This is a genomic window from Devosia beringensis (assembly GCF_014926585.1).
Taxonomy (GTDB): Bacteria; Pseudomonadota; Alphaproteobacteria; order Rhizobiales; family Devosiaceae; genus Devosia; species Devosia beringensis.
Genome location: NZ_CP045422.1, coordinates 3752605 through 3776236, shown reverse-complemented (window position 1 = coordinate 3776236; position 23632 = coordinate 3752605). Strand labels below are relative to the sequence as shown.

20 protein-coding genes are annotated in these 23632 nt (G+C 64.2%); 14 read left to right on the top strand and 6 right to left on the bottom strand.

The annotated features are described in order from the left end of the window. Positions 1–27: 27 nt before the first annotated feature. On the top strand, positions 28–483 hold the full coding sequence (locus tag GDR53_RS18325; RefSeq protein ID WP_193335852.1) for a DUF805 domain-containing protein: 456 nt from the start codon (positions 28–30) through the stop codon (positions 481–483). Positions 484–537: 54 nt separating this feature from the next. On the opposite strand, the gene gyrA is transcribed toward GDR53_RS18325, so the two are convergent. From gyrA to GDR53_RS18305, 4 genes are all read right to left on the bottom strand, one after another. Beyond that, positions 538–3300 carry a DNA gyrase subunit A gene (gene gyrA, locus GDR53_RS18320; RefSeq protein WP_193338165.1) on the bottom strand — a complete coding sequence of 921 codons (2763 nt, stop codon included), beginning with the start codon at positions 3298–3300 and terminating at the stop codon, positions 538–540. Between the two features lie 216 nt (positions 3301–3516). After that, positions 3517–5820: a putative bifunctional diguanylate cyclase/phosphodiesterase gene (locus GDR53_RS18315; RefSeq protein WP_193335851.1), complete on the bottom strand. Its 2304-nt coding sequence runs from the start codon at positions 5818–5820 to the stop codon at positions 3517–3519. A 45-nt stretch (positions 5821–5865) separates the two neighbouring features. Beyond that, the gene (locus GDR53_RS18310) at positions 5866–6768 is read right to left on the bottom strand and encodes a FecR family protein (RefSeq protein ID WP_193335850.1); all 903 of its coding nucleotides are present in this window, start codon (positions 6766–6768) and stop codon (positions 5866–5868) included. A gap of 156 nt (positions 6769–6924) precedes the next feature. Continuing rightward, positions 6925–7329: a winged helix-turn-helix transcriptional regulator gene (locus GDR53_RS18305; RefSeq protein WP_193335849.1), complete on the bottom strand. Its 405-nt coding sequence runs from the start codon at positions 7327–7329 to the stop codon at positions 6925–6927. Positions 7330–7478: 149 nt separating this feature from the next. On the opposite strand from GDR53_RS18305, the gene GDR53_RS18300 reads away from it, so the two are divergent. The 4 genes from GDR53_RS18300 (at position 7479) to GDR53_RS18285 (ending at position 12968) form a co-directional block, all read left to right on the top strand. Then, entirely contained in the window at positions 7479–8357 is an 879-nt protein-coding gene (locus GDR53_RS18300; RefSeq protein WP_193335848.1) for an NAD(P)H-binding protein, read from the top strand. A 143-nt stretch (positions 8358–8500) separates the two neighbouring features. Continuing rightward, entirely contained in the window at positions 8501–10864 is a 2364-nt protein-coding gene (locus GDR53_RS18295) for an efflux RND transporter permease subunit (RefSeq protein WP_193335847.1), read from the top strand. A 132-nt stretch (positions 10865–10996) separates the two neighbouring features. Next, positions 10997–11524 carry a hypothetical protein gene (locus GDR53_RS18290; protein ID WP_193335846.1) on the top strand — a complete coding sequence of 176 codons (528 nt, stop codon included), beginning with the start codon at positions 10997–10999 and terminating at the stop codon, positions 11522–11524. A gap of 115 nt (positions 11525–11639) precedes the next feature. Beyond that, positions 11640–12968 carry a sensor domain-containing diguanylate cyclase gene (locus tag GDR53_RS18285; RefSeq protein WP_232846669.1) on the top strand — a complete coding sequence of 443 codons (1329 nt, stop codon included), beginning with the start codon at positions 11640–11642 and terminating at the stop codon, positions 12966–12968. Positions 12969–13136: 168 nt separating this feature from the next. Here GDR53_RS18285 and ssb read toward each other — a convergent pair whose 3' ends face one another. Continuing rightward, a complete protein-coding gene (gene ssb, locus GDR53_RS18280) occupies positions 13137–13640 on the bottom strand; it encodes a single-stranded DNA-binding protein (protein WP_193335845.1) in 504 nt (167 codons plus the stop codon). Between the two features lie 333 nt (positions 13641–13973). Between ssb and GDR53_RS18275 the strand changes: the two genes are divergently transcribed. From GDR53_RS18275 to GDR53_RS18235, 9 genes are all read left to right on the top strand, one after another. Next, positions 13974–15476, top strand: a complete 1503-nt coding sequence (locus GDR53_RS18275) for an acetyl-CoA hydrolase/transferase family protein (RefSeq protein ID WP_193335844.1) — start codon at positions 13974–13976, stop codon at positions 15474–15476. Between the two features lie 82 nt (positions 15477–15558). Continuing rightward, on the top strand, positions 15559–16203 hold the full coding sequence (locus GDR53_RS18270) for a LysE family translocator (RefSeq protein WP_193335843.1): 645 nt from the start codon (positions 15559–15561) through the stop codon (positions 16201–16203). Then, positions 16200–16415 carry a hypothetical protein gene (locus tag GDR53_RS18265; RefSeq protein WP_193335842.1) on the top strand — a complete coding sequence of 72 codons (216 nt, stop codon included), beginning with the start codon at positions 16200–16202 and terminating at the stop codon, positions 16413–16415. The genes GDR53_RS18270 and GDR53_RS18265 overlap by 4 nt, the downstream gene beginning before the upstream one ends. Continuing rightward, entirely contained in the window at positions 16415–19309 is a 2895-nt protein-coding gene (gene uvrA / locus GDR53_RS18260) for an excinuclease ABC subunit UvrA (RefSeq protein WP_210321361.1), read from the top strand. The genes GDR53_RS18265 and uvrA overlap by 1 nt, the downstream gene beginning before the upstream one ends. A 263-nt stretch (positions 19310–19572) precedes the next feature. Beyond that, a complete protein-coding gene (locus GDR53_RS18255; RefSeq protein ID WP_193335840.1) occupies positions 19573–19725 on the top strand; it encodes a hypothetical protein in 153 nt (50 codons plus the stop codon). Positions 19726–19921: 196 nt separating this feature from the next. Continuing rightward, entirely contained in the window at positions 19922–20071 is a 150-nt protein-coding gene (locus tag GDR53_RS18250; RefSeq protein ID WP_193335839.1) for a DUF1127 domain-containing protein, read from the top strand. Between the two features lie 183 nt (positions 20072–20254). Next, the gene (locus GDR53_RS18245; RefSeq protein WP_193335838.1) at positions 20255–20815 is read left to right on the top strand and encodes a type 1 glutamine amidotransferase domain-containing protein; all 561 of its coding nucleotides are present in this window, start codon (positions 20255–20257) and stop codon (positions 20813–20815) included. Positions 20816–20952: 137 nt separating this feature from the next. Continuing rightward, positions 20953–22341 (top strand): methylenetetrahydrofolate--tRNA-(uracil(54)-C(5))-methyltransferase (FADH(2)-oxidizing) TrmFO, encoded by a 1389-nt coding sequence (gene trmFO, locus GDR53_RS18240; protein ID WP_193335837.1) that lies wholly within the window; start codon positions 20953–20955, stop codon positions 22339–22341. Then, complete coding sequence (locus GDR53_RS18235; RefSeq protein ID WP_193335836.1) at positions 22338–22790, top strand: YiiD C-terminal domain-containing protein; 453 nt, start codon at positions 22338–22340, stop codon at positions 22788–22790. Before trmFO ends, GDR53_RS18235 begins: the two co-directional genes overlap by 4 nt. Here GDR53_RS18235 and GDR53_RS18230 read toward each other — a convergent pair. After that, on the bottom strand, positions 22787–23632 hold the full coding sequence (locus tag GDR53_RS18230) for a phytoene/squalene synthase family protein (protein ID WP_193335835.1): 846 nt from the start codon (positions 23630–23632) through the stop codon (positions 22787–22789). The two genes, GDR53_RS18235 and GDR53_RS18230, sit on opposite strands and share 4 nt — an antisense overlap.

Sequence of the window (23632 nt, the reverse complement as noted above, 5' to 3'; positions counted from 1 at the left end):
GAGGTGGATTGGGGCGCGGGGGCGCGGATGGTTTCTTATCTTGACGGCATGCTGCGTTACTTTGAATTCTGGGGCCGCAGTACAAGACTGCACTACTGGATGTTCTTCCTGGTACAGTTCGTCCTGCTCATCGCCGGGGTGGTGATAGACTATCAGATGCGCGGCGGCCTCAGCCGCTCGCTGGTGCATATGCCGGTGACCCTGTTCATGATCATCATTCACATCGTCCCGGCCATCACCGTTCAGGTGCGGCGCCTGCACGATATCGGCAGGTCGGGATTCTGGTATCTGCTGAACTTTGTCCCGTTTTGCGGCCTGGTGCTGCTCTACTGGGCCTGCCGCGCCTCCGATGCCGGGCGCAACAACTATGGCGACCTGGAAATCAACACCCCTGCCCTCAGCGCGTCCAGCATCCCTGCCGGCCCCAGGCTAGGCACCGGCCGCCGCGCCGGCGCCGGCCAGGCCGAGGGCCGGTTCATCTGACAGGCCAAGGGGCGCCGTAGCGCCCCTCTTCATGCATCTAGACCGATTGCCGTCTCACTCCTCGGGGGGAGTGTCCGGCGCTTCGGGCGCATCAGGCGTCTCGGAACTGTCGGTCGTACCGACCCCCGGCATGCCCTCGGCCCCCTCGATGGCCTCGTCTTCGGCAACCGCTTCCGGCTCGCGGATATGCTCGACCGACATCACCTTCTCGTCGTCGGCCGTGTCGAACACGATGACGCCCTGGCTGCCGCGGCTGACGATGCGGATCGGCTTGTCGCCGCCCACCGGCAGGCGGATGGTCTGGCCGCCATCGGAGATCAGCATGATCTGGTCGCTGTCTTCCACCGGGAAGCTCGACACCAGATTGCCATTGCGCTTGTTGACCGCCATGGCGACGATGCCTTTGCCGCCGCGCCCGGTAATCCGGTATTCGTGGCTCGAGGTGCGCTTGCCATAGCCGTTTTCCGAGATGGTCAGGATGAACTGCTCGGTGGCGCTCATCTGCGCATAGCGATCCTGGTTGAGCTCGCCGGCCACCACATCGCCCTCGTCCGACCCGGTATCCTCGGCCTGCTCTTCGCCGCGCACCGCACGGCTCATCTTGAGATAGGCGGCCCGCTCTTCGGCCGAAGCGTCGGAATGGTTGATCACCGCCATCGAGATGACCACGTCATCCTTGGCCAGATTGATGCCGCGCACGCCCATGGAATCGCGGCCCTTGAACAGGCGCACGTCATCGGTGCGGAAGCGAATCGCCTGCCCCATGGCGGTGGTCAGCAGCACGTCGTCATTGACCGTGGCCGTCTCGACGCCGACGATCTGGTCGCCTTCGTCCAGCTTCATGGCGATCTTGCCGTTCTGGCGCACCTCGATGAAGTCGGCCAGCGAGTTGCGGCGCACCGTGCCGCGCGTCGTGGCGAACATGATGTCGAGGTTGGCCCAGCTGGCCTCGTCCTCGGGCAGCGGCATGATCGTGGTCAGCCGTTCGCCCTGCTCGAGCGGCAGGATATTGATCAGCGCCTTGCCCCGGGCATTGGCTTGGGCCAGCGGCAGCCGCCACACCTTGAGCTTGTAGGCAATGCCGCGGCTGGTGAAGAACAGCACCGGCGTATGCGTATTGGCGACGAACAGCCGCGCGACGAAATCCTCGTCGCGCGTGGCCATGCCCGAACGGCCCTTGCCGCCGCGCGCCTGGGCCCGATAGGTCGAAAGCGGCACGCGCTTGATATAGCCCTCATGCGACACGGTCACCACCATGTCCTCGCGGGCAATCAGGTCCTCGTCGTCAAAGTCGCCCAGCGCCTCGGAAATCTCCGTGCGGCGCGGCGTGCCGAACTGCTCCTTGATCTCGGTCAGTTCCTGGCGGATGATTTCCACCACCCGCTCGCGGCTGCGCAGAATGGCCAGGTAATCCTCGATCTGGGCGCCCAGACCATTGAGTTCCTCGCCGATTTCGTCGCGACCCAGCGCCGTCAGGCGGGCCAGACGCAGTTCGAGAATGGCGCGCGCCTGTTCTTCGGACAGGTTGAACGAGCCATCGTCATTGATGCGGTGGCGCGGGTCATCGATCAGCGCGATCAGCGGCGCCACGTCCTGGGCCGGCCAGCGGCGGGTCATCAGCTGCTCGCGCGCCGTCGCCGGATCGGGCGCGGTACGGATCAGCGCAATGACCTCGTCGATATTGGCCACGGCCACGGCCAGGCCGACCAGGATATGGGCGCGGTCGCGCGCCTTGTTGAGCAGGAAGCGGGCCCGCCGCGTCACCACCTGGTGGCGGAAGTCGATAAAGGCCTGCAGCATTTCGCGCAGGTTCATCAGCTGCGGCTTGCCGCCATTGAGCGCCACGAAATTGCAGCCGAACGAGCTTTGCAGCGGCGTGAAGCGATAGAGCTGGTTGAGCACCACTTCAGGCAGTGCATCGCGCTTGATCTCGACCACGACGCGCATGCCGTTGCGATCGCTCTCGTCGCGCATGTCGGCAATACCCTCGATGCGCTTGTCGCGCACCAGCTCGGCGATCTTTTCGACCATCGAGGCCTTGTTCACCTGATAGGGAATCTCGGTGATGATGAGCGCCTCGCGCTCCTTGCGCACTTCCTCGATGGCGACGCGCCCGCGCATCATCACCGAGCCGCGGCCGGTCTCATAGGCGCTGCGGATGCCCGCGCGCCCCAGGATAATGCCGGCCGTCGGGAAATCAGGCCCAGGCATGACCGCGAGCAGCTCGTCAAAGGTCACTGACTCATTGTCGAGCACCAGCAGCGCCGCGTCGATGGTCTCGCCCAGATTGTGGGTCGGGATATTGGTGGCCATGCCCACGGCAATGCCGCCGCCGCCATTGACCAGCATATTGGGATAGCGCGCAGGCAAAACGGTAGGCTCGTGTTCGGAGCCGTCATAATTGTCGCGGAAATCGACCGTGTCCTTGTCGAGGTCGTCGAGCAGGGAATTGGTGATGCGCTGCATGCGCACTTCGGTATAGCGCATGGCGGCGGGCATATCGCCGTCGACCGAGCCGAAATTGCCCTGCCCTTCCACCAGCAGCTGACCCATGGAAAAGTCCTGCGCCATGCGCACCAGTGCCATATACACCGACTGGTCGCCATGCGGATGGTATTTACCGATCACGTCGCCGACGACGCGGGCCGATTTGCGGTAGGGCTTGTTGTACTCGTAGCCATTTTCGCTCATCGAGAACAGGATGCGACGATGCACCGGCTTGAGCCCGTCGCGCACGTCGGGGAGAGCGCGGCTGACGATCACGCTCATGGCATAATCGAGGTAGGATTTCCGCATCTCGTCGGTGATCGAGATCATCGTAATGTCGGAGGGCGGCAGCGCGCCAGTTCCGTTGTCGGTCGTATCGGTCACTGGGGTGATTCTATGTTGGTTTTGTTCCCCGTTTTATAGGGGATGGCGGCAGAAAATGCTAATTTGGCGCTTCGGGAAGCTGTGGAGAGGCCCGCCCCTGCCGCATGCCCCCGGCGACTGGCGGCCAGACCCGCAGCCGGCCGGCACCGACGCCCTGGACGATCAGGCGGCCGGTGCCTGCTGCGGGCCCAGTTCGGCGGCCAGGCTGGGGCGGCCGAACAGATAGCCTTGGCCAATATCGCAGCCGATGCCGGCCAGATAGGCTCGCTGCTGCTCGGTTTCGACGCCTTCGGCGATCACGATCTTGCCCAGGCGCCGCGCCATTACCACCGTCGTCTCGATAATCGCCTCGCTCTGTGCATCGGGCAGATTGCGGACGAAGGACTGGTCGATCTTGATCTTGTCGATGGGCAGGCTGGTCAGGTAGCTCAGCGAGGAAAAGCCGGTGCCGAAATCGTCCATCGCCAGGCAGACGCCCATGGCGCTCAGCTGGTTCAGTATCCGCAGGTTGGCCGGGCTATCTGCAACATGGATCGATTCAGTGATCTCGATGTCCAGCCGGTGCGGCGGCAGACCGGATTCCTGCAGCGCCCGACGGACCGAAGCCACCAGATCGCCCTGGGCGAACTGGGCCGGCGACACATTGACCGACATCCGCCCCTGCCAGTTCCATTGCGCCGCCTGCCGGCAGGCTTCGAGCAGGATCCATTCGCCGATCTGCACGATCAGCCCGGTCTCCTCGGCCAGGGGAATGAAGTCGGCCGGCGACACCTCGCCAAGCTCGGCATTGCACCAACGGATCAGCGCCTCCAGCCCGACCGTCCTGCCGCTGCTCAGCTCGATCTGCGGCTGGTAGAGGAGATAGAATTCGTCGCGCGCCAGCGCCTGGCGCAGCGCCAGGTCGCGCAGCCGGCGGTCCCTGATCTGCTGGCCGTGGCTGGGTTGGTAGAGCACCGAGCGCTGCTGACCGCTCTCGGCCAGGGCCAGCGCCACCTCGGCGTCCTGCAGGATCTGGTTGACGGACTGCTCGGGCAGCGTGCGGACTGCACTGCCAAAGACAACGCCCAGCACGATGGTATGGCCGTCAATATGATAGGGCTGCTCGAGCAGCGCGGCGCTTGCCGCTATGGCGGCCGACAGGCCGTCCGGGCCGCTATCGGGCGGCACAGCAAAGGCGAAGACGTCGCTGCCCAGCCGGGCCGGCAGGCCATTGCCCAGACCGACCAGGCGTGCGGTGATCTCACCCGTCACCTGGTCGAATACACCATGTCCCAGGCTGGCATTGATCGCATCCAGGCGCAGCAGCTTGACGACGACCACGGCCTGCCTTCCGGCGGTCTCGCTGAGGGCTTCCATAATGGCGTGCCGGCTTAGCGCGCCGCTGACCTCGTCATGTCGCGCCAGATAGGCCAGCCGGGCCTGCTGTCGGCGCGTCTGCTGCCAGCGCCGGGCGCGTTCATCGAGAAAGCAGAGCGCCAGCGCTCCGGCGGCGATGGCATGAAAGACGGCGGTATCGACCAGCAGCCCGCCCAGGCTGAGAGCAAGCCAGGCACCGACCTCCGCCGCCAGGCTTGCCGCCAGCACGGCGAGGGCGCGCTGCGGCAGTGAGCGATGGCGCCGCGCCAGCAGCAGAGCGGACAGCAGCAGCAGGCCCGATAGCCCGGCAGGCATGGAGCCCCAGTCGGTGAGCGCCCGATCGGCCTTGAGTGTTTCGGTGGCGGCGATTTGCACCATGGCCCCGTCGATGACGCCGAACCGCGGCACCCGGAAGAAGTCGCGCAGTTCGATGGCGCTGGCCCCGATGATCACCTGCTTGCCCGCCACCAGGGCCGGGTCGACGGCACCCGCCAGCACCGCCGCGGCCGAAATCCGCCGCACGGTCGACAGGTCGATGCCATAGTCGATGATGATCGATGGCGCCGCGGCGCCAGCGGCCGGCACCAGCGCATGGGCGACAGAAGGAATGGAATTGAGGGCTGCGGGCAACGATTCAAGCAGCCCTGTGCCATCCCCATCGACATTGACCAGAACCGCGCTGGCATGCGCCTCGAACCGCGGCAGCGGCCGGCTCAGCAGCGTCCTTCCGTCCGACAGCGTCTGCTGGAAGGCAGCCAGAAAGGCATAGCCGCCTGCCCGCTGCAGCGCGGCCTCGAAGGCGGCGTCGGCCTGCGGTGTGGAGGCGGCGCTGAAATCCACGTCGAAGACAATATCGAGGGCACCCAGCTCGACCAGGCGATCCAGCAGCCCAGCATGGACCGTGCGGGGCCAGGGCCAGACCCCAACCGACTGCAGGCTGACGGAATCGATTTCCACAAAGACCATATCGCCGCTGACCGGCCGCGATGAAGCTGTGAACCGCCACCCCTGCAGGGCATTGTCCACCGGCGCAAACCAGCCTGCCGCGGCGGCGCCCCAGAGCGCGGCAAGCAGGGCAATCATGCTGGTGACCCGCACAAAGGCCCGCATCACCCCATTGCTCCCAACTCGATCACGCCGGCTACCGGTGCCACCCTAGTCCTTGTTCAGGCCAAAGGCGTTGCCCTTGCCGTTCCCGCCTGCATTGCTCTCACCGGTCTCGGTGTCATCGGCCATGCGGGAGGCGCCATTGCCATTGCCGTTTCCGCCTGCATTGCTCGATGCGCTATTGCCATTGCCACCGGCATTGCTCGACGCGCTATTGCTGGTCCCGTTACTGCTGGCATTGCTGGAAGCAGCAACGCCGTTGCCGTTGTCACGAGCACTGCTGGACTTGCCTTTGCCCGTACTGTCGGTCAGGCCAAAGGCGTTGCCCGTGCCATTGCCGCCCGCATTGCTGGCGCGGGCCGTTTCCGTTGCCGTGCCATTGGCAACCGGCACACCGTCAAAGCTGTACACCGCTACGGCGCCAGGCCCCTCCACCAGCAGCGGCGCCCCGTTAGTAACGGTGGCTTCCTGGCCTGGCCGGACATTGACGACCAGGTCGTTGATTGTATCCTGCACTTGGACCTCGCCCCGATCGACATCGACGCTGGCGCCGCTGCCATTACTGCGCACCGTAAAGCGCGTCCCCTTGACCACTGCGGCAAGGAACGGCGTCTGCACCGAAAAATGCTGCACATTGCGACGCTCGGCCTCGATCGACACCGTGCCGAAATCCTGCAGCACGGTGGTCATCATGTCGGGGCCGGCATCAACGATGCGGATCTGGGTATCGCCTTCCAGTTCAATGGTTTCGGCACCACGCGACAGGCCAGCGCGGCCATTGCTGGCGGTTCGCAGCAGGCGGTCATCATCAATCATATCGCCGCGTCTGACCGGCTGCCAGCTGCCGTCGAGCATTTGCGTCACTTCACCGCGTAGCCGGTCCACCTGCCATTCCGCAGCCATGGAAGGTACGGCAATAAACAGCAAAAGAAAGGACAGGGACAGCTTCATCAGGCGACTCCGGGCGAATTACACCCTGGAGCATCCCCTGTTGCGCTTGCCAAATCATTACAGCCCCCGTTTGCAAAAGGACCGCGGGGATCACAACCGCCGCCATAGTAAAAAAACTACGGACAGGCGGGAGAACTGGAGCGCTGTCGCGCCAGATCAGTTGGCCTGCTCGAATGCCTGACGTGCTGCGTCGATGCGCTGGTGATTTTCCCCGGCCCATTCGATCAGATGGCCGAAGGGCACGATGATGGATTGCCCGAGCGGTGTCAGCCGGTACTCCACCGACGGTGGCTTGGTATCGAAGACCTGGCGGGCGACCATGCCGTCGCGTTGCAGCGCGCGCAGCGTCTGGGTCAGCATCTTCTGGGAAATGTCGGGCACCTCGCGGCGCAACTGGTTGAAGCGTTTGGGGCCGCTGGCCAGGGTCATCACTAGCAGCATGCTCCACTTGTCGCTGATCTTGTCGAGCACGCCGCGCACCGGGCAATCGCCGCTGGTATTGCCGACACTGTCGTTCCAGCGCGCGACATAGACGGCTGCCTGATCGAGGGAGTTGAGCATGGTAGTTACTCCGGGGTGACGTTGAGCGGGCAAAGTGCCTCCTTTCGGACCGGTTCACGGTCTACTAGATAGCACTCTCTGTTCGATACCTACTCTCCGACGGCATCTACCGCAAGGCAGACCGTCATCAGCAAGAAAGTGAATGCAAGATGACGCAGTTCAAGGACAAGACCCTCCTGGTCACCGGCGCCGCTGGCCATTTCGGGCGCCTCGCCGTCGCCGAATTGCTGGACCGCGGCGCCACCCGCATCGTCGCCGGCACGCGCGACCCATCCCAGTTCGACGATCTGGCTGCGCGTGGCGTCGAGGTTCGACGCCTCGACTTCGACGACGCGGCGTCGATGAGCGCCGGCTTTGCCGGCGTCGACCGCGCCCTCATCATCAGCACCGTCGCCCATAACCGCACGGCCCAGCAGACAGCCGCAGTCGCGGCAGCAAAGGCGGCTGGCGTGCAGCACCTGGTCTATACCTCGGCGCCCAATGCCCGCCCCAATGCCAGCGTCGGCGGCATTGCCGACCATTACTGGACCGAGCACGCCATTGCCGACTCGGGCCTCGATTTCACCCTGTTGCGCAATCACATCTATGCCGACATGACCATTGTGGCCGCCGCGTCCGCTCTGGCCAGCGGCCAGCTGTTCGATGCCACCAATGGCGGCGGCCGCAACTATGTCAGCCGCGAGGATACTGCCCGCACCGCAGCCGGCGCCCTGCTTGGCGCCACCGGCAAGGAAATCCATGACGTGACCGGCCCTGCCCCCGTGACCCAGGAACAGCTCGCCGCCCTCCTCACCCAGCTGACCGGCAAGCCCGTATCGCGTATCGGTCTGACTGGCGAGCAGTTGCTCGGCGGGCTCGAAGCAGCGGGCGTCCCAACCTTTATGGCCGCCCTTTTGGTGGCCTTTGATCTCGACGCCGCAGCCGGCCACCACGCCATCACCACCGACGCCGTGGAGCACTATTCCGGACGCAAGCCGCAGGCCCTGGCCGACTTCCTCGCGGCCAATCGTGCTGCCCTCACTGCCTGATTCTGACGGCCCCGCCTTCGTGCGGGGCCGTTGCCCACAGTCATTGTGGGTTACCCACCACCGGGCACCGGGGCCCGCTGGACGTCCTCGGGACAAACCCCTACCAATTGCGCCAGTTGGTGCGCAGGGGCGGAGTCGGCCGGGTGTCTGTTGGTTCTGTGTTCAACCGCCTCTGGGCGCGCTTCACCTATGATCGGTCGATCGGTTTCGGACTCGAATATATCGGCCTGACCACGCTGCGCTTTCCCCGCGCCGTCGCCCTGGCCGTACTGGCTCTTTCTATTCTCTGCCTGACCCAGATGCCGCGGCTCGCGGTCGATGGTGACCTGATGCGCATCTATGCCCATTCCGGCCATCACTACGACGCCTATGAGCACCTGTCCGAAACCTTCGGCACCTTCGAAAACGACATCTATGTACTGGTCAGCTCACCGCGCCTGACCGAGCCGGAAACGCTCGAACGGGTGCGCGAACTCGCCTTCGATCTCGAGCTCAATGACTATGCTGTGGGCAGCATGTCGCCCTTTACCCTGCGCAAGCCGGACGGCTTCGGCAATTCGGTGCCCGCCGTGCCCGAAGGCATGGACGATTTTGCCGAAGTGGCACAGGCACTCAGCGATCTGCAGCAGAACGACCCGATGATGCGCAACCTGATCACGCCCGACCTCACCGGCATGGTGCTGATCATGTTCCCCAACCAGGCCATGACCAAGGGCGACGGCACGCGGGACATGATCGCCAAGGTGCGCGAGACCATCGCCTTTTATGCCGACGACAACATTTCCATCGAGCTGACCGGCCCGCCGATCTGGACCTCCGAAATGCTCGTCGCCGCGGTCAACGACCAGATCAAGTTCACGGGCTGGGGCTTTGCCCTGGGGGCGCTCATCGCCCTGCTGGCGCTGCGCTCGCTGCCGGCGGCCCTGCTGGTGACGGCCACGCCCTTCCTGGCGGTGATGTGGTCCATGGGCATCATCATCCTCTGCTTTGGCTCCTTCTCCTTCCTCACCATCATCGTCACCACGCTGGTCCTGGTCATCAGCTTTGCTGAATCCATGTTCTTCGTCTTCAACTGGCTGGCCTACTGGCGCGACGGCATGGAGCCCAACAAGGCGGTCGATGCCACGGTCAAGCTGGTCGGCCCGGCGGCGGCGCTGACCATGCTCACCACCTTTGTCAGCTTTGCCTCGCTGGCACTGACGCCCGGCCAGGGCGTGCGCGAATTCGCCATTGCCGGCGCCATCGGCACCTTCCTGCTGTTTGTCTGCCTGATGACCTTCCTGCCGCTGATGCTCAAGGCCGCCATCCGGCTCGGCTTCAAGCCGCCGGCCCGCAGCAGCCTGGTGCTGACCGCGCCGCTGCCCCTGGCCTGGTTCATCGCCAGCCGCTTTGGCCGCCCGCTCGCCATTGCGGCCATCGTTGTCACCTTGCTGCTGCTCATCCCCTATGGGCTGATCCAGCCGCGCTTCTCCTTTGAGGACATGCTGGCCAAGCAGTCCAATGCCCTGACCACAGCAGAGCAGATCGATGAAGGTGTCGGCGGGGTGGCGCCGCTCTATATCCGCGTGCCGCTGTCCGGCACCGATCCCAATGTCGACGACGCCGATTTCGCCACCATACAGCGCGTCCACGCCATTCTCGAAAGCCATATCGGTGAGAACAAGGTCATCTCGGCGGCCAATCTGAGCAATTACACCGAGACCGGCTTCAGCCGCGAGGAGGTCTTCGACTCCGTCGGTCCCTTCCTGCGCAAGCGCTTCATCACCGAGGATGGCAGCCAGGCCCTGGTCACCGGCTTCATGCCCACCATAATCGATTCCGATACGCTCAAGCAGCTGGTGGTGGATGTCACGGCCGAAATGCAGGCGGCCGGCATTGTCGGCGCCGAAATCGGCGGGCTGCGTATCCTCACCACCTTTGCCACCGACCAGATCGTCTCCGGGCTGCAGCTCGACCTGACGCTGTCCGTGCTGGTCAATCTGGCTTTGATCGGCTTTGCCTTCCAGTCCTTCCGGGTGGCGCTGGCCTCGGCCATTCCCAACCTCTTCCCGGTGCTTGGCACCGAGGCCTGGCTCTATTTCACCGGCCAGGGCCTGCAGCTGACCACGGTGATCGCGCTGACCATCGCCTTCGGCATAGCCGTCGACGACACGGTGCATTTCCTCTCCCACTACCTGCACGCCCGCCGCGAGGAGAAGATGGACCACATGACGGCCATCAAGCACACGCTGGAGCGGATCGGCGGCGCCATCGTGGCCACCACCATCATCCTCTGCGCCGGCATGATCATCGTCGTCTTTTCCGACCTCCCCCAGGTCGCCCTGTTCGGCATGCTCTTCGTCGCCACGCTCGGCTTTGCCGTGATCGGCGACCTCTTCATCCTGCCCGCGCTGCTGGTGGCCGGCGGCCGCTTCTTCCAGCCGCTGGGACGCATCCGCGTCCATACCGCCAACCATGCGCCAACCCCGGACGATCCGGCCGATGCCGGTGGCGCAGCCCTGCCGTGAGTGCTGGCCCGCTTGCGAGCAAATGCCGCACCCGGCTACATTGCTCGGGCATGATTCTGGCCAGCCGCGTGGCGCCTGGGTTTCACGCACCCGATCTGCCTTGGGGCATGATTTTACTGGAGACGTGACGGTATGACCCATTTCAATCGGCTGGCAACGGCATTGGCCCTGGCAGGCGCGCTGACGACCGGCAGCGCCGCCCTGGCCCCGGCTTTTGCCGGCCCCGCCGAGCTGGCGCTGCTGCAGTCCTATATCGGGGAATGGCGCGGCCGCGGCACGCTGACCGGCGCCAATGTCGAAACCGTGGTCTGCCGCCTGGCCCTCACCCCGGGCAATCAGGACAAGGTCAACTATAATGGTCGCTGCAGCCTCGCGGGCACCCAGCTCTCGGTGGCCGGCACCATGGCCTATATCGAGGCCAGCCGCCGCTACGAGGCGGTGATGAGCTCGAACGCCACCTTCAACGGCGTCGCCGTCGGCCAGAAGCGCGGCCAGGGCCTGGTCTTCAACCTGCGCGAGCGCGACGAGGACGAAGAGGGCAAGGAACTGGCCATCTCGGCCCAGATCAGCCTGGCCCAGGACGCCATCGGCGTGCTTTTCGACGTCATCTATGTCGAAAACGGCGACAGCCTGCGCGCCGAGGTGCCCTTCACCCGCTAGCCGGGCCGCCCTGGTCATTACCCTCTGCATGACCACCTTTTTTGCCGATCGCAAAGCGGAAATCTTAACCCCGGACGCGTTAGCCTGACGGCGACTAACTGCACTGGGTCGACCATTGACCAGCCTTCACGCCACCATTGACAGGCACCTGCCCTCGGCAGACGTGCCGGCCAGCGATCCGGTTCCGGCCCTGCTGGCGCGCCTGTGCGCGCTGCTCGGCGTGGACGGCGCCAGCCTCAGCCAGCGTGCCGGCGATCGCCTGCGCCTGCTGGCCGCCAGCGGCAGCACCGTCCACCACCCCGACCTGGCGCCTCTGCAGCGCCGCGCCCTCGATACCGACGCGCCCCTGGTGATCCCCGATCTTGCTCCGCCTGGCACCGGCCGCTCGGCCCTGCGCTTTTTTGCCGGCATCCCGCTGGTCACCGGCGATGACCAGGTCAGGCTCCTGCTCACCCTGGCAGATGCCAGGCCGCGCAGTCCGGCCATGGCCCACCAGCTGGCCGCCCTGGCCATCGACGTCACCAGCCGTGCCACCATTGCCCGGCTCACCCGAAGTCTCGAGCAGCAGCGCGCGCTGACGGCGCAGCGTCTCGCTTTGTTCGATCGCGCCTCCGGCACCGCCCGCATCGGCGTCTGGAGCTGCGATCTGGCCGACGAGTCGCTCGAATGGACCGATGGCGTCTATGACCTGTTCGAGTTGCCGCGCGGCTCGGCCCTGTCGCGCGCCACCACCGTGGATCACTATCTGCCCGAATCGCGCCGCATCATGGAAGCCGCCCGGGCCAAGGCCATCGCTGAATGCAGCGACTTCTGCGTCGATGTGGAGATCCGCACCGCCCGCGGCGCCCGCCGCTGGATGCGCCTGACGGGCAATGTGGAAACCCGCGACGGCGTGGCGACCCGCATCTTCGGCATGAAGCAGGACATTACCGAGGAAAAGTTGCTGGCCGACCGCACCCGCTATCTGGCCGAGACCGACGTGATGACGGGCCTGCCCAATCGCAGCCAGTTCCAGATCCGGCTTGCCGACCTGGATGGTGCCGAGCATGGCGCGCCGATCGCCGGCATGCTGCTGGTCGACCTCGATGGCTTCAAGGACATCAATGACAGCCATGGCCACGCCTTGGGCGACGAGTGCCTCAAGGAAGCGGCCGCCCGCCTGCTGGCCTGCTGCGGCGAGGCCGTGCTGGTCGCCCGAATTGGCGGCGACGAATTTGCCGTCCTGCTGGGCACCGGGACCGATATGGCAGCGCTGGCCGACGCCATCGTCCAATCGGTGGGCAAGCCCTATACGCGCGACGGGCGCCCCATTGCCCTGAGTGCCTCGGTCGGCGCCGCCCACTATCACGGCGGCACAGCCGACGAGCTCTTCACCCAAGCCGATATGGCCCTCTATGCCGCCAAGGCCGCCGGCCGCGGCACCAGTCGCACCTATTCCCGCTGAGCCGGTACGGTGCCGCAACGGGATCGGCGTATCACCCTGCCATCAAACCGGTATGCCATCCGTCAGGCACTATTGATGACGTCAGACGCCTGAATTGAAAATGGGTCGCCGAAGCGACCCATTTCCCATGATCCAGACAGACCGGCATCGGGCCGAAACGGACCGGGCCTAGAACGGAATATCGTCATCCATGCCGCCGGGCTCGAAGGCCGGGGCGTTGGACTGGGGCCGACGAGCGCCGCCACCGCCACCGCCATTATTGTTGTCGCGCACGCCGCGGAAGCCGCCGCCATCGCCGCCGCCGGCACTGTCGCCGTCACCACGGCCGTCCAGCAGCGTCAGGTTCGAGTTAAAGCCCTGCAGCACCACTTCGGTCGAGTACTTGTCGGCGCCGGACTGGTCCTGCCATTTGCGGGTCTGCAGCTGGCCTTCGATATAGACCTTGCTGCCCTTCTTGAGGTAGCTCTCTGCCACGCGGGCCAGACCTTCCGAGAAGATCACCACGCGGTGCCATTCGGTCTTTTCGCGGCGCTCGCCGGTATTCTTGTCCTTCCAGTTTTCGGAGGTGGCAATCGACAGATTGACCACCTTGCCGCCACTGGGCAAATTCCTGATTTCCGGATCGGCACCAAGATTGCCGACCAAAATCACCTTGTTGACACTGCCTGCCATCGTTCATTCCTCTCATTCAGTCCCGGCCAGCTGGCAGCGGGACGCTCACTTACACTTGCGCCGGCCCCTGCCGCCCCGGGGCGGCCGGCCCGTATCGCCAGGCGATAGCCCGTTCTAACGCGTTCCACGCGCCATGGCGCGCCGGAACAAGTGGTTCTCAACATCTATGGCGCGATCTACGGCGAGCCGCGCGCGGCGCCAATCAGGCCCTAATGTTCTCTATATGTTCTTATGTCTTGGTCGTCAAGCATGCAGGCGTCCCCGCATTGACACGGATCAATCACGCGCGCCCCAAGGGTGATAGCAATGGCGGGCCGTTCTCAGGATCAGACCATGCCCCCCATCGACTACAGCGCCCGCATTCACAACCCCGACCTGCTCGCGCGGATCACCACGCCTGAGGCAGCCGCCGCCCTGATCAAGGATGGCATGATCGTGGGGATGAGCGGCTTCACCAAGGCCGGCGACGCCAAGGCCGTGCCGCTGGCCATGGCTGAACGGGCCAAGGTCGATCCGTTCCAGATCACCCTGATCACCGGCGCCTCGCTCGGCCATGATATCGACCGTATCCTGACCGAGGCGCACGTGCTGGCCCGTCGCATGCCGTTCCAGGCCGATCCGACCCTGCGCCAGGCAATCAATCGCGGCGAGGTCATGTTCATCGACCAGCACCTGAGCGAAACGGTAGAGCACCTGCGCTCCAACCAGCTCGGACCGATCGACTATGCCATTGTCGAGGCCGCCGCGATCCGGGCCGATGGCGGCATCGTCCCCACGACCTCGATCGGCAATTCGGCCAGCTTTGCCATCCTGGCCAAGCAGGTGATCGTCGAAATCAACCTGTCTCAGCCGCTGGGTCTCGATGGCCTGCACGACGTCTATATCCCCACCAAGCGCCCTGCCCGCGAACCCATTCCGGTCATGGCCTGCAACAGCCGAGTCGGCACATCCTATGTGCCGATCCCGCCCGAAAAGATCGCTGCCATCGTCATCACCGACGAGGTCGACAGCGCCGCCAGCGTCTCGCCGGCCGATGCCGACACCGATGCCATCGGCAGCCACCTGATCGATTTTCTGCAAAGCGAGGTCGACAAGGGCCGCCTCGACCTCACCCTGCAGCCTTTGCAGGCCGGCATCGGCTCCATCGCCAATTCGGTCTTACGCGGGCTCGCCAAGGGCCCCTTTCATCACCTCCAGATGTATAGCGAGGTGCTGCAGGACTCCACCTTCGATCTGTTCGACGCCGGCAAGCTCAGCTTTGCCTCGGCCTCGTCCATCACGCTGAGCGCCCCCTATGCAGCGCGGGTCTTTGGCGATTTCGCCCGCTACAAGGACAAGCTGATCCTGCGGCCGCAGGAAATCTCCAACCATCCCGAGGTCATCCGGCGCCTGGGCGTGATCGGCATCAACACGGCGCTCGAATTCGACATCTATGGCAACGTCAATTCCACCCATGTCGGCGGCACCATGATGATGAACGGCATTGGCGGCTCGGGCGACTTCGCCCGCAACGCCTATATCTCCATCTTCGTCACCAAGTCGCTGGCCAAGGACGGCGCCATCTCCTCGGTCGTGCCCATGGTCAGCCATGTCGATCACAGCGAGCATGACGTCGATATCCTCGTCACCGAGGTGGGGCTGGCCGATCTGCGCGAACTGGCGCCGCGCGAGCGGGCTCGCGCCATCATCGATAATTGCGTGCATCCAAGCTATCGCGACCAGATGAACGACTATTTCGACCGCGCCGTGGCGCGCGGCGGCCACACCCCTCATCTGCTGGAGGAGGCCTTTTCCTGGCACCTTCGCCGCCAGCAGACCGGCAGCATGCATGCCTGATGCGGCCTGACGGGCACCCTGCTGACACGCCCTGTCAGTAGCCCTGCCCCACAGCACCCTCTGCTGCGATCGGGGGACGCTGATGGATTATGCTCAGGCCCTGTGGGTCTATACCTTCCTGCTCTTCGGCATCATCGTGGTGCCGGGCATGGACATGTTCTTCGTCATCGCCAATGCATTGACCGGTGGCCGGCGCGCCGGCTTTGCTGCCGTGGCGGGCATCATGCTGGGCGGCGCCGTGCATACGCTGTTCGGCGCCTTGGCCGTCGGCGTCTTCACCCACCTCCCCGCGCTGCTCTATCAGGGGCTTATCCTGGTCGGCGCCGCCTACATGGCCTGGATCGGCTGGACCCTGCTGGGCAGCGCCATCACCGTGGCGGGTATCCCCATGCCGCGCACCCGCTCACACGCGGTGGCCTTCCGTCAGGGCGTCATTACATGCCTGCTCAATCCCAAGGCCTATCTCTTCGTCATGGCGGTCTATCCGCAGTTTATCCGCCCGCAATTCGGGCCGATCTGGTCACAGGCGCTCGTCATGGGCGTTCTTACGGCCATCATGCAGTTTGCCATCTATGGCAGCCTGGCGCTGGCCGCCGGCAAGGGCCGCGATGCCCTGGTGGGCAATCCGCACTGGACCATCTGGATCGGCCGTGGCGCCGGCGCCCTGTTTCTCGCCACTGCCGCCTTAACCGCCTGGCATGGCGTGACATTGGAGATGCAGACTTGACCGAATCCCCATTGTTCCGTTTATGTTCCAATGGCAAAAGCACCTTTGGCAAGGCAGGCAGACACGCTAAGGTGACTGTCGCGCCGGGCGGCCATGCGCGGGCGCCGCTTGCGGCAGTGACGCGCCGCGCCTATTTTCCGGTTCTCCCTTTGCCAACCGACCGTTTGACCGCCGTGCCGCCGATCCGGCGCACCGAGCCAGGACTTCAATGATGACGCCAAAGCCAAGCCTCAACCGAGAGATCATTGTCCGGGGTGCCCGTGAGCACAATCTCAAGGGCATCGATGTCAAGCTGCCGCGCGACAGCCTCATCGTCATGACGGGCCTGTCCGGTTCCGGCAAGTCCTCGCTGGCCTTTGACACCATCTATGCCGAGGGGCAGCGCCGCTATGTGGAATCGCTGTCGGCCTATGCCCGCCAGTTCCTCGAAATGATGCAGAAGCCCGATGTCGAGCATATCGAGGGCCTGAGCCCCGCCATCTCCATCGAGCAGAAGACCACCTCGCGCAACCCTCGATCCACCGTGGGCACGGTCACCGAGATCTACGATTATCTGCGCCTGCTCTTCGCCCGCGTCGGCGTGCCCTATTCGCCCGCCACCGGCCTGCCCATCGAAAGCCAGACCGTCACCCAGATGGTCGACAAGACGCTCGAGATCGCCGAGGGCACCCGGCTCTTCCTGCTGGCGCCGATCGCCCGCGGCCGCAAGGGCGAGTACAAGAAGGAACTGGCCGACCTGATGCGCAAGGGCTTCCAGCGCGTCAAGATCGATGGCGAATATCACGAGATCGAGGATGCCCCTGCCCTCGACAAGAAGCTCAAGCACGATATCGAAGTGGTGATCGACCGCATCGTCATCGGCCCGGACATTTCGGGCCGCCTGGCCGAAAGCTTCGAGACCGCGCTCAAGCTGGCCGATGGCATCGCCCTGATCGAATATGCCGATGAGAAGAACGAGGACGGCACGCCGCGCCAACAGACCTTCTCGGAAAAGTTCGCCTGCCCGGTCTCCGGCTTTACCATTGCCGAGATCGAGCCGCGCCTGTTCTCCTTCAACAACCCCTTTGGCGCCTGCCCGGTCTGCGATGGCCTAGGCACCGAGCGCAAGATCGACGCCGACCAGATCGTGCCCGATGCCAGCCTTTCCATTCGCGCCGGGGCCATCCTGCCCTGGTCCAAGACCAACGCGCCCTATTACATCCAGACGCTGACCGCGGTGGTCAAGCTCTTCGGCGCCTCGGTCGAGACGCCCTGGAGCGACCTGCCCTTCGAGGTGCAGCACGCCGTGCTCTATGGCACCGGCCGCGACAAGGTCGATTTCGTCTATGACGATGGCCTGCGCCAGTACAAGACCTCCAAGGCCTTTGAAGGCGTCATCGGCAATCTCGAGCGGCGCTACAAGGAGACCGAAAGCGCCGGCATGCGCGAGGAAATTGAAAAGTACATGTCGGCCAAGCCGTGCCTCGCCTGTGGTGGCTATCGCCTCAAGCCGGAATCGCTGGCGGTCAAGATCGACGGCTTCCATATCGGCCAGGTCACTGAACAGTCGATCCGCAGCGCCGCCGCCTGGTTTGATGCCCTGCCCGCCAAGTTCACCCCGACCCAGCAGCAGATCGGCGAGCGCATCCTCAAGGAAATCCGCGAGCGGCTGAATTTCCTCATCGATGTCGGCCTTGATTACCTGACCATGGCGCGCAATTCCGGCTCTCTGTCCGGCGGCGAAAGCCAGCGCATTCGCTTGGCCAGCCAGATTGGCTCGGGCCTGACTGGCGTGCTCTATGTGCTCGACGAGCCCTCCATCGGCCTGCACCAGCGCGATAATGCCCGCCTGCTCGATACGCTGCGGCGGCTGCGCGACATCGGCAATACGGTGATCGTGGTCGAGCATGACGAGGATGCCATCATGACGGCTGACTATGTCGTCGATATCGGTCCCGGCGCCGGCGTGCATGGCGGCCATATCGTCGCCGAAGGCACGCCGCAGGACATCCTCAACCACCCCGATTCGCTGACCGGCAAATATCTCTCGGGTCGCATGGGCATTGCCATGCCCGCCGAACGGCGCAAGGCCAAAAAGGGCAAGGCGCTCAGCATCAAGGGCGCCACCGGCAATAACCTGAAAAATGTCTCGGTGGACGTGCCGCTTGGCCTCTTCGTCGCCATTACCGGCGTCTCGGGCGGCGGCAAGTCGACCCTGATGATCGACACCATGTATCAGGCCATCGCGCGCCGCCTCAACGGCGCCCGCGTCGTGCCGGCCCCGCATGAGAGCCTGACCGGGCTCGAATTCCTCGACAAGGTCATCGATATCGACCAGTCGCCCATCGGGCGCACGCCGCGCTCCAATCCGGCCACCTATACAGGCGCCTTCACGCCCCTGCGCGAGTGGTTTGCCGGCCTGCCCGAGGCCAAGACGCGCGGCTATGGGCCGGGGCGTTTCAGCTTCAACGTCAAGGGCGGGCGCTGTGAGAAGTGCCAGGGCGATGGCTTGCTCAAGATCGAGATGCACTTCCTGCCCGACGTTTACGTGACCTGCGACGTCTGCAAGGGCAAGCGCTACAACCGTGAAACGCTGGAAGTGCAGTTCAAGGGCAAGTCGATCTCCGACATCCTCGACATGACCATCGACGAGGGCTGCGACTTCTTCTCCGCCGTGCCGGTGATCCGCGACAAGTTTGCCACGCTGCAGCGCGTGGGCCTGGGCTATGTCAAGATCGGCCAGCCGGCCACCACCCTGTCGGGCGGCGAGGCGCAGCGCGTCAAGCTGAGCAAGGAGCTCTCCAAGCGCGCCACCGGCCGCACGCTCTACATGCTCGACGAGCCGACCACGGGCCTGCACTTCCACGACGTGGCCAAGCTGCTCGAGGTGCTGCACGAGCTGGTCGAGGGCGGCAATACCGTCGTGGTCATCGAGCATAACCTCGAAGTGATCAAGACCGCCGACTGGGTCATCGATCTCGGCCCCGAGGGCGGCGATGGCGGCGGCGAGATTGTAGCCATGGGCACGCCCGAAGACGTGGCTGCCAATGCGCGCTCCCATACCGGCCAGTTCCTCAAGGAGATCATGGCGCGCCGGCCGCATTTCGAGACCAGGGCCGCCGAATAGCGCCAGATCCCCGCAGGGCCCATAAGGCGACGCCCAAGGGTAACAGTCTGCTAGCATTTTCGGCCATTCGGTGGTGACACATCGAATGGCCTGCTACGGCCGCCGCAGCACGACGCAGGGTGCAACAATTGCGGCAAACACGTCAGTATTGTGAAAATGCCATGCGCTTTGCGCATGATGCGCCTGACGTTACGGGCATGGCGCTAACGCGCAAATCACCCCATCTTGAGGCTGTCAATCCGTCTGCCAAAAGGGATATTCCGATGTTTGTGCGAGCCGTCTGGCGTATCAAACGCCTGGTCGACATCAAGCAGACGTTGCGGGAAATGGACGTTCCCTCGACGCGTGATGCCGATGTGCTGGGGCTCTCCGGCCCCGACTTCTCCAAGATGACGCGATCGCTGTTCGATCGCTGATTGCCTGGAGCACCAGAATTGTTGATGGCCGCCGGCATGCCACCCAGCGGCCATCGCCGTTTGCAGGGCTTAAGATTTCATCAACCATATTTCGTCTAGCCCCGCATAAACTGCATAGCTCGTTTGACCATTCTCCCACTGCTCATCCATGCGGCACTGCTCTAAATATAAGCTCGTAAACACAAGGAGACTTCCAATGGACATCCGCAAGACTTTCAAGAAATGGGCCGCTTACCAGCAGACCGTTCGTGAACTCGCCGCTCTCGACAATCGTCAGCTCAACGACCTGGGCATTTCGCGCACCGATATCAATCGCGTTGCCCGTGATCATGCCAGCGCTCTCTAATCTCGGCGCATCAAGACTATCAATCGACCCGAACCGAACACCCGTTTCTCTCTGAGATGCGGGTGTTTTGTTATGTGCCCACGGCTTGAGCAATAGGTAATTCTGCCCGCTTACTCGCCACAGGAATAGCCGGAACTCCTCCGCTAGTGACCCGTTAAGTCACTAGAAGCAAAGGAGTTTCCCATGCAAAATCTATCCGGAAAAACCATCGCCATCGTCGCCACCAACGGTTTCGAGCAGTCCGAGCTCGAAGTACCGCTCACCACCCTGCGCGAGGCCGGCGCCACGGTCCACGTCGTTTCCCTTGAGGCCGGCGAGATCAAGGGTTGGGACAAGGACGATTGGGGCAAGGCCGTGCCGGTAGACAAGACGGTCGACGCTATCACCGCCGACGACTACGACGCGATCGTCCTGCCCGGCGGCCAGATCAATCCCGACCTGCTGCGCGTCGAGACAAAGGTTCTCGACCTCATCAAGTCATTCTGGACGCAGAAGAAAGTTGTCGCTGCGGTGTGTCACGCGCCCTGGCTGCTGGTCGAGGCTGGCATCGTCAAGGGCCGCAAGGTGACGTCCTACGCCTCCATCAAGACCGATGTCATCAATGCCGGCGGCCTCTGGGAAGACAGTGAAGTGGTCTCTGATCAGGGTCTCGTCACCAGCCGCAAGCCGGATGACCTGCCCGCCTTCTGCGCCAAGATTGCCGAGGAAATCCTCGAAGGCCGGCACGAGCGCCGCGCCGCCTAGCCATAGGGGCGCAACTGCCGATCCATCCGATCAACGGCCTGGCGAAAGCCAGGCCGTTGACTTGTGCGGAGCACAGCGTATCCGCACCCGCGCAAGTGTCAGTTGCGCCGACCGGCCGCGCTTGCTATCTGCCGGGCATGTCCAATTCAGAACCCATCCACATTATCGGCGGCGGTCTCGCCGGCTCGGAGGCCGCCTGGCAGGCGGCCGAGGCCGGCGCCAAGGTCATCCTGCACGAAATGCGCCCCGTGCGCAGTACCGATGCGCACCAGACCGACAGCCTCGCCGAACTGGTCTGCTCTAACAGTTTTCGCTCCGACGACGCCGAGCACAATGCCGTCGGCCTGCTGCATGAAGAAATGCGGCGCTGCAATTCGCTGATCATGGCCTGCGCCGACAAGACGCAGATTCCGGCTGGTGGGGCCTTGGGCGTTGATCGGCATGGATTTTCTGCCGCGGTGACGCAGGCCATCGAAAACCATCCCAATATCACCATGGCGCGCGAGGAAGTCGCCGGCATGCCGCCCCAGGACTGGCGCAATGTCATCATTGCCACCGGCCCCCTCACCTCGCCGGCCATGGCGGAGGCCATTCTGGCCAAGACGGGCGAAGATTCCCTGGCCTTCTTTGACGCCATCGCCCCGATCGTGCATTTCGACAGCATCAATATGGATATTGTCTGGGCACAGTCGCGCTATGACAAGGCCGGCCCCGGCGGTACCGGCGCCGATTACCTCAACTGCCCCATGAACAAGGAGCAGTATTTTGCCTTTGTCGAGGCGCTCAAGGTCGCGCCGCTGCATGAGTTCAAGGACTGGGAAAAGGTCCCCTATTTCGACGGCTGCCTCCCCATCGAAGTGATGGCGGAACGCGGCGTCGAAACCCTGCGGCACGGCCCCATGAAGCCGGTCGGCCTGACCAATCCCCGCGACCCGTTGGTCAAGAGCTACGCCATCGTGCAGCTGCGGCAGGACAATGCGCTGGGCACGCTGTGGAACATGGTCGGCTTCCAGACCAAGATGCGCTACGGCGTGCAGGCCGAAATTCTGCGCATGATCCCGGGCCTCGAAAACGCCCAGTTCGCCCGGCTGGGCGGCCTGCATCGCAATACATTCCTCAACTCCCCCAAGGTGTTGGGACCCGATCTCAAGCTCAAGGCCGATCCGCGCATCCGATTTGCCGGCCAGGTCACCGGCGTCGAAGGCTATGTGGAAAGCGCTGCGGTCGGCCTCATAACCGGCCGCCTCGCTGCCGCCGAGGCGCGGGGCGAGACCATGGCGACGCCGCCCAATACGACGGCTCTCGGTGCCCTCGTCGCCCATATCACCGGCGGCCACATCGAATCCGACAGCTATAGCGGCGCCCGTAGCTTCCAGCCGATGAACGTCAATTTCGGCCTGTTTCCGCCCGTGACGGTGACGAGGCCCGAGGACCTGGTCGGACGCTGGCGCGGTACCGACAAGACCCAGGCCAAGCGCAAGGCGATCACCTCGCGGGCGCTTGAAGATCTCAAGGCCTGGGCATGACACTGGCCGCACTCGAGACTTACCTGCATGACCACATTCCGCTCTCGCGGGCGATGGACGTGCGGGTGGTGTCGATTGCTGATGACGCCGTGGTGCTGGGCGCCCCGCTGGCGCCCAATATCAACCATCGGGATACCGTCTTCGGCGGCAGCGCGTCGGCGGTGGCCATTCTGTCGGCCTGGTGCCTGGTGCATCTGCGGCTGACAGCCGCCGGCCAGCCCAGCCGCGTAGTCATCCAGCGCAATAGCATGGAATATCTCGCCCCGATTGCCGGCGACTTCACCGCCCGCGCCACACTGGATGGCAATCAGGACTGGTCCCGCTTCATGACCATGCTGACTCGCAAGGGCCTGGCCCGGATCAGCATCACGGCACTGCTGGACTATGAGGGCAAGACCGCGGGACGCCTTTCCGGCGAGTTCGTGGCTTTCGGCAAAGACCGCCTCTAGAGGTTGCGCCAGGTCCACCAGGTCAGCCGGGTGATCTTGCGCCAGTCGGCATCGTCCGGCTTTGCTTCAAACGGACCGCCGGAATGGCGCTGCAGCAGGTTGAACTGCGCCTTTAGCACGGCAATCGGCGCAAAGGCCGGCTTGAGGTGACCCGGCAGAACGGCAATTGCCGCCTCTGCCTTGGCCAAATGACCACCGGCCAGCTCGCTGATCTGCCCCAAAGCTTCGGACAAGCCCTCGCTTTCGACGCCGGAGAAAATCTCGCCCTCACGCACCCCATTGGCCTGCAATATCGACCAGGGCAGCATGATGCGTCCCTGCCCGGAAACGGGACCGAAGGCCCGCAAGTGGCCGATCATGGCATGGGCGACGCCCAGATGCCCCGCGGCATCACCGGTCTCGATGGTCTCGCCGTCATTGAGGATCATGGCGGTCAGCTGGTAGAGCGTGGAGACCGTCTCGCCCGCATAGCCCTCGAAAGTCTCAAGATCGGGCATGGGATCGTCATAGAGATCAAACCGTCGGGCGCCGATGAGGCGCAGCAGCGTACCATTGGGCAAAGAGTAACGCGCCAGCGTGTCGAGCAATGCGTCCGCTACCGGGTTCTGGCGCACGGCGCCGTGCCCCTCACCCTCAAGCGCATCATTCCACCACTGCAGGCGCATTTCCCCCGGCACGGGCCCGGAGACCCGTTCACGGATCGAGGCAATGTCGGCGTTGAAGGCATAGAGCGCGGTGACCCCATCGCGATGCGGACCGTTGAGAACCAGCGTGGCGAGGTAACGGTCGCGGTCGCCGCCGCGCAGGGCTTCGGCGGCATGGGCAAAACTCTCTGCACTCAT

What these genes read in the sequence shown, in the direction of transcription:
- GDR53_RS18325 (WP_193335852.1), top strand. Translation starts at nt 28, where the DNA reads ATGGTTTCTTATCTTGACGGCATGCTGCGTTACTTTGAATTCTGGGGC.
- gyrA (WP_193338165.1), bottom strand. Translation starts at nt 3,300, where the DNA reads ATGATCTCGATCACCGACGAGATGCGGAAATCCTACCTCGATTATGCC.
- GDR53_RS18315 (WP_193335851.1), bottom strand. Translation starts at nt 5,820, where the DNA reads ATGCGGGCCTTTGTGCGGGTCACCAGCATGATTGCCCTGCTTGCCGCG.
- GDR53_RS18310 (WP_193335850.1), bottom strand. Translation starts at nt 6,768, where the DNA reads ATGAAGCTGTCCCTGTCCTTTCTTTTGCTGTTTATTGCCGTACCTTCC.
- GDR53_RS18305 (WP_193335849.1), bottom strand. Translation starts at nt 7,329, where the DNA reads ATGCTCAACTCCCTCGATCAGGCAGCCGTCTATGTCGCGCGCTGGAAC.
- GDR53_RS18300 (WP_193335848.1), top strand. Translation starts at nt 7,479, where the DNA reads ATGACGCAGTTCAAGGACAAGACCCTCCTGGTCACCGGCGCCGCTGGC.
- GDR53_RS18290 (WP_193335846.1), top strand. Translation starts at nt 10,997, where the DNA reads ATGACCCATTTCAATCGGCTGGCAACGGCATTGGCCCTGGCAGGCGCG.
- ssb (WP_193335845.1), bottom strand. Translation starts at nt 13,640, where the DNA reads ATGGCAGGCAGTGTCAACAAGGTGATTTTGGTCGGCAATCTTGGTGCC.
- GDR53_RS18275 (WP_193335844.1), top strand. Translation starts at nt 13,974, where the DNA reads ATGCCCCCCATCGACTACAGCGCCCGCATTCACAACCCCGACCTGCTC.
- GDR53_RS18270 (WP_193335843.1), top strand. Translation starts at nt 15,559, where the DNA reads ATGGATTATGCTCAGGCCCTGTGGGTCTATACCTTCCTGCTCTTCGGC.
- uvrA (WP_210321361.1), top strand. Translation starts at nt 16,415, where the DNA reads ATGACGCCAAAGCCAAGCCTCAACCGAGAGATCATTGTCCGGGGTGCC.
- GDR53_RS18255 (WP_193335840.1), top strand. Translation starts at nt 19,573, where the DNA reads ATGTTTGTGCGAGCCGTCTGGCGTATCAAACGCCTGGTCGACATCAAG.
- GDR53_RS18250 (WP_193335839.1), top strand. Translation starts at nt 19,922, where the DNA reads ATGGACATCCGCAAGACTTTCAAGAAATGGGCCGCTTACCAGCAGACC.
- GDR53_RS18245 (WP_193335838.1), top strand. Translation starts at nt 20,255, where the DNA reads ATGCAAAATCTATCCGGAAAAACCATCGCCATCGTCGCCACCAACGGT.
- trmFO (WP_193335837.1), top strand. Translation starts at nt 20,953, where the DNA reads ATGTCCAATTCAGAACCCATCCACATTATCGGCGGCGGTCTCGCCGGC.
- GDR53_RS18235 (WP_193335836.1), top strand. Translation starts at nt 22,338, where the DNA reads ATGACACTGGCCGCACTCGAGACTTACCTGCATGACCACATTCCGCTC.
- GDR53_RS18230 (WP_193335835.1), bottom strand. Translation starts at nt 23,632, where the DNA reads ATGAGTGCAGAGAGTTTTGCCCATGCCGCCGAAGCCCTGCGCGGCGGC.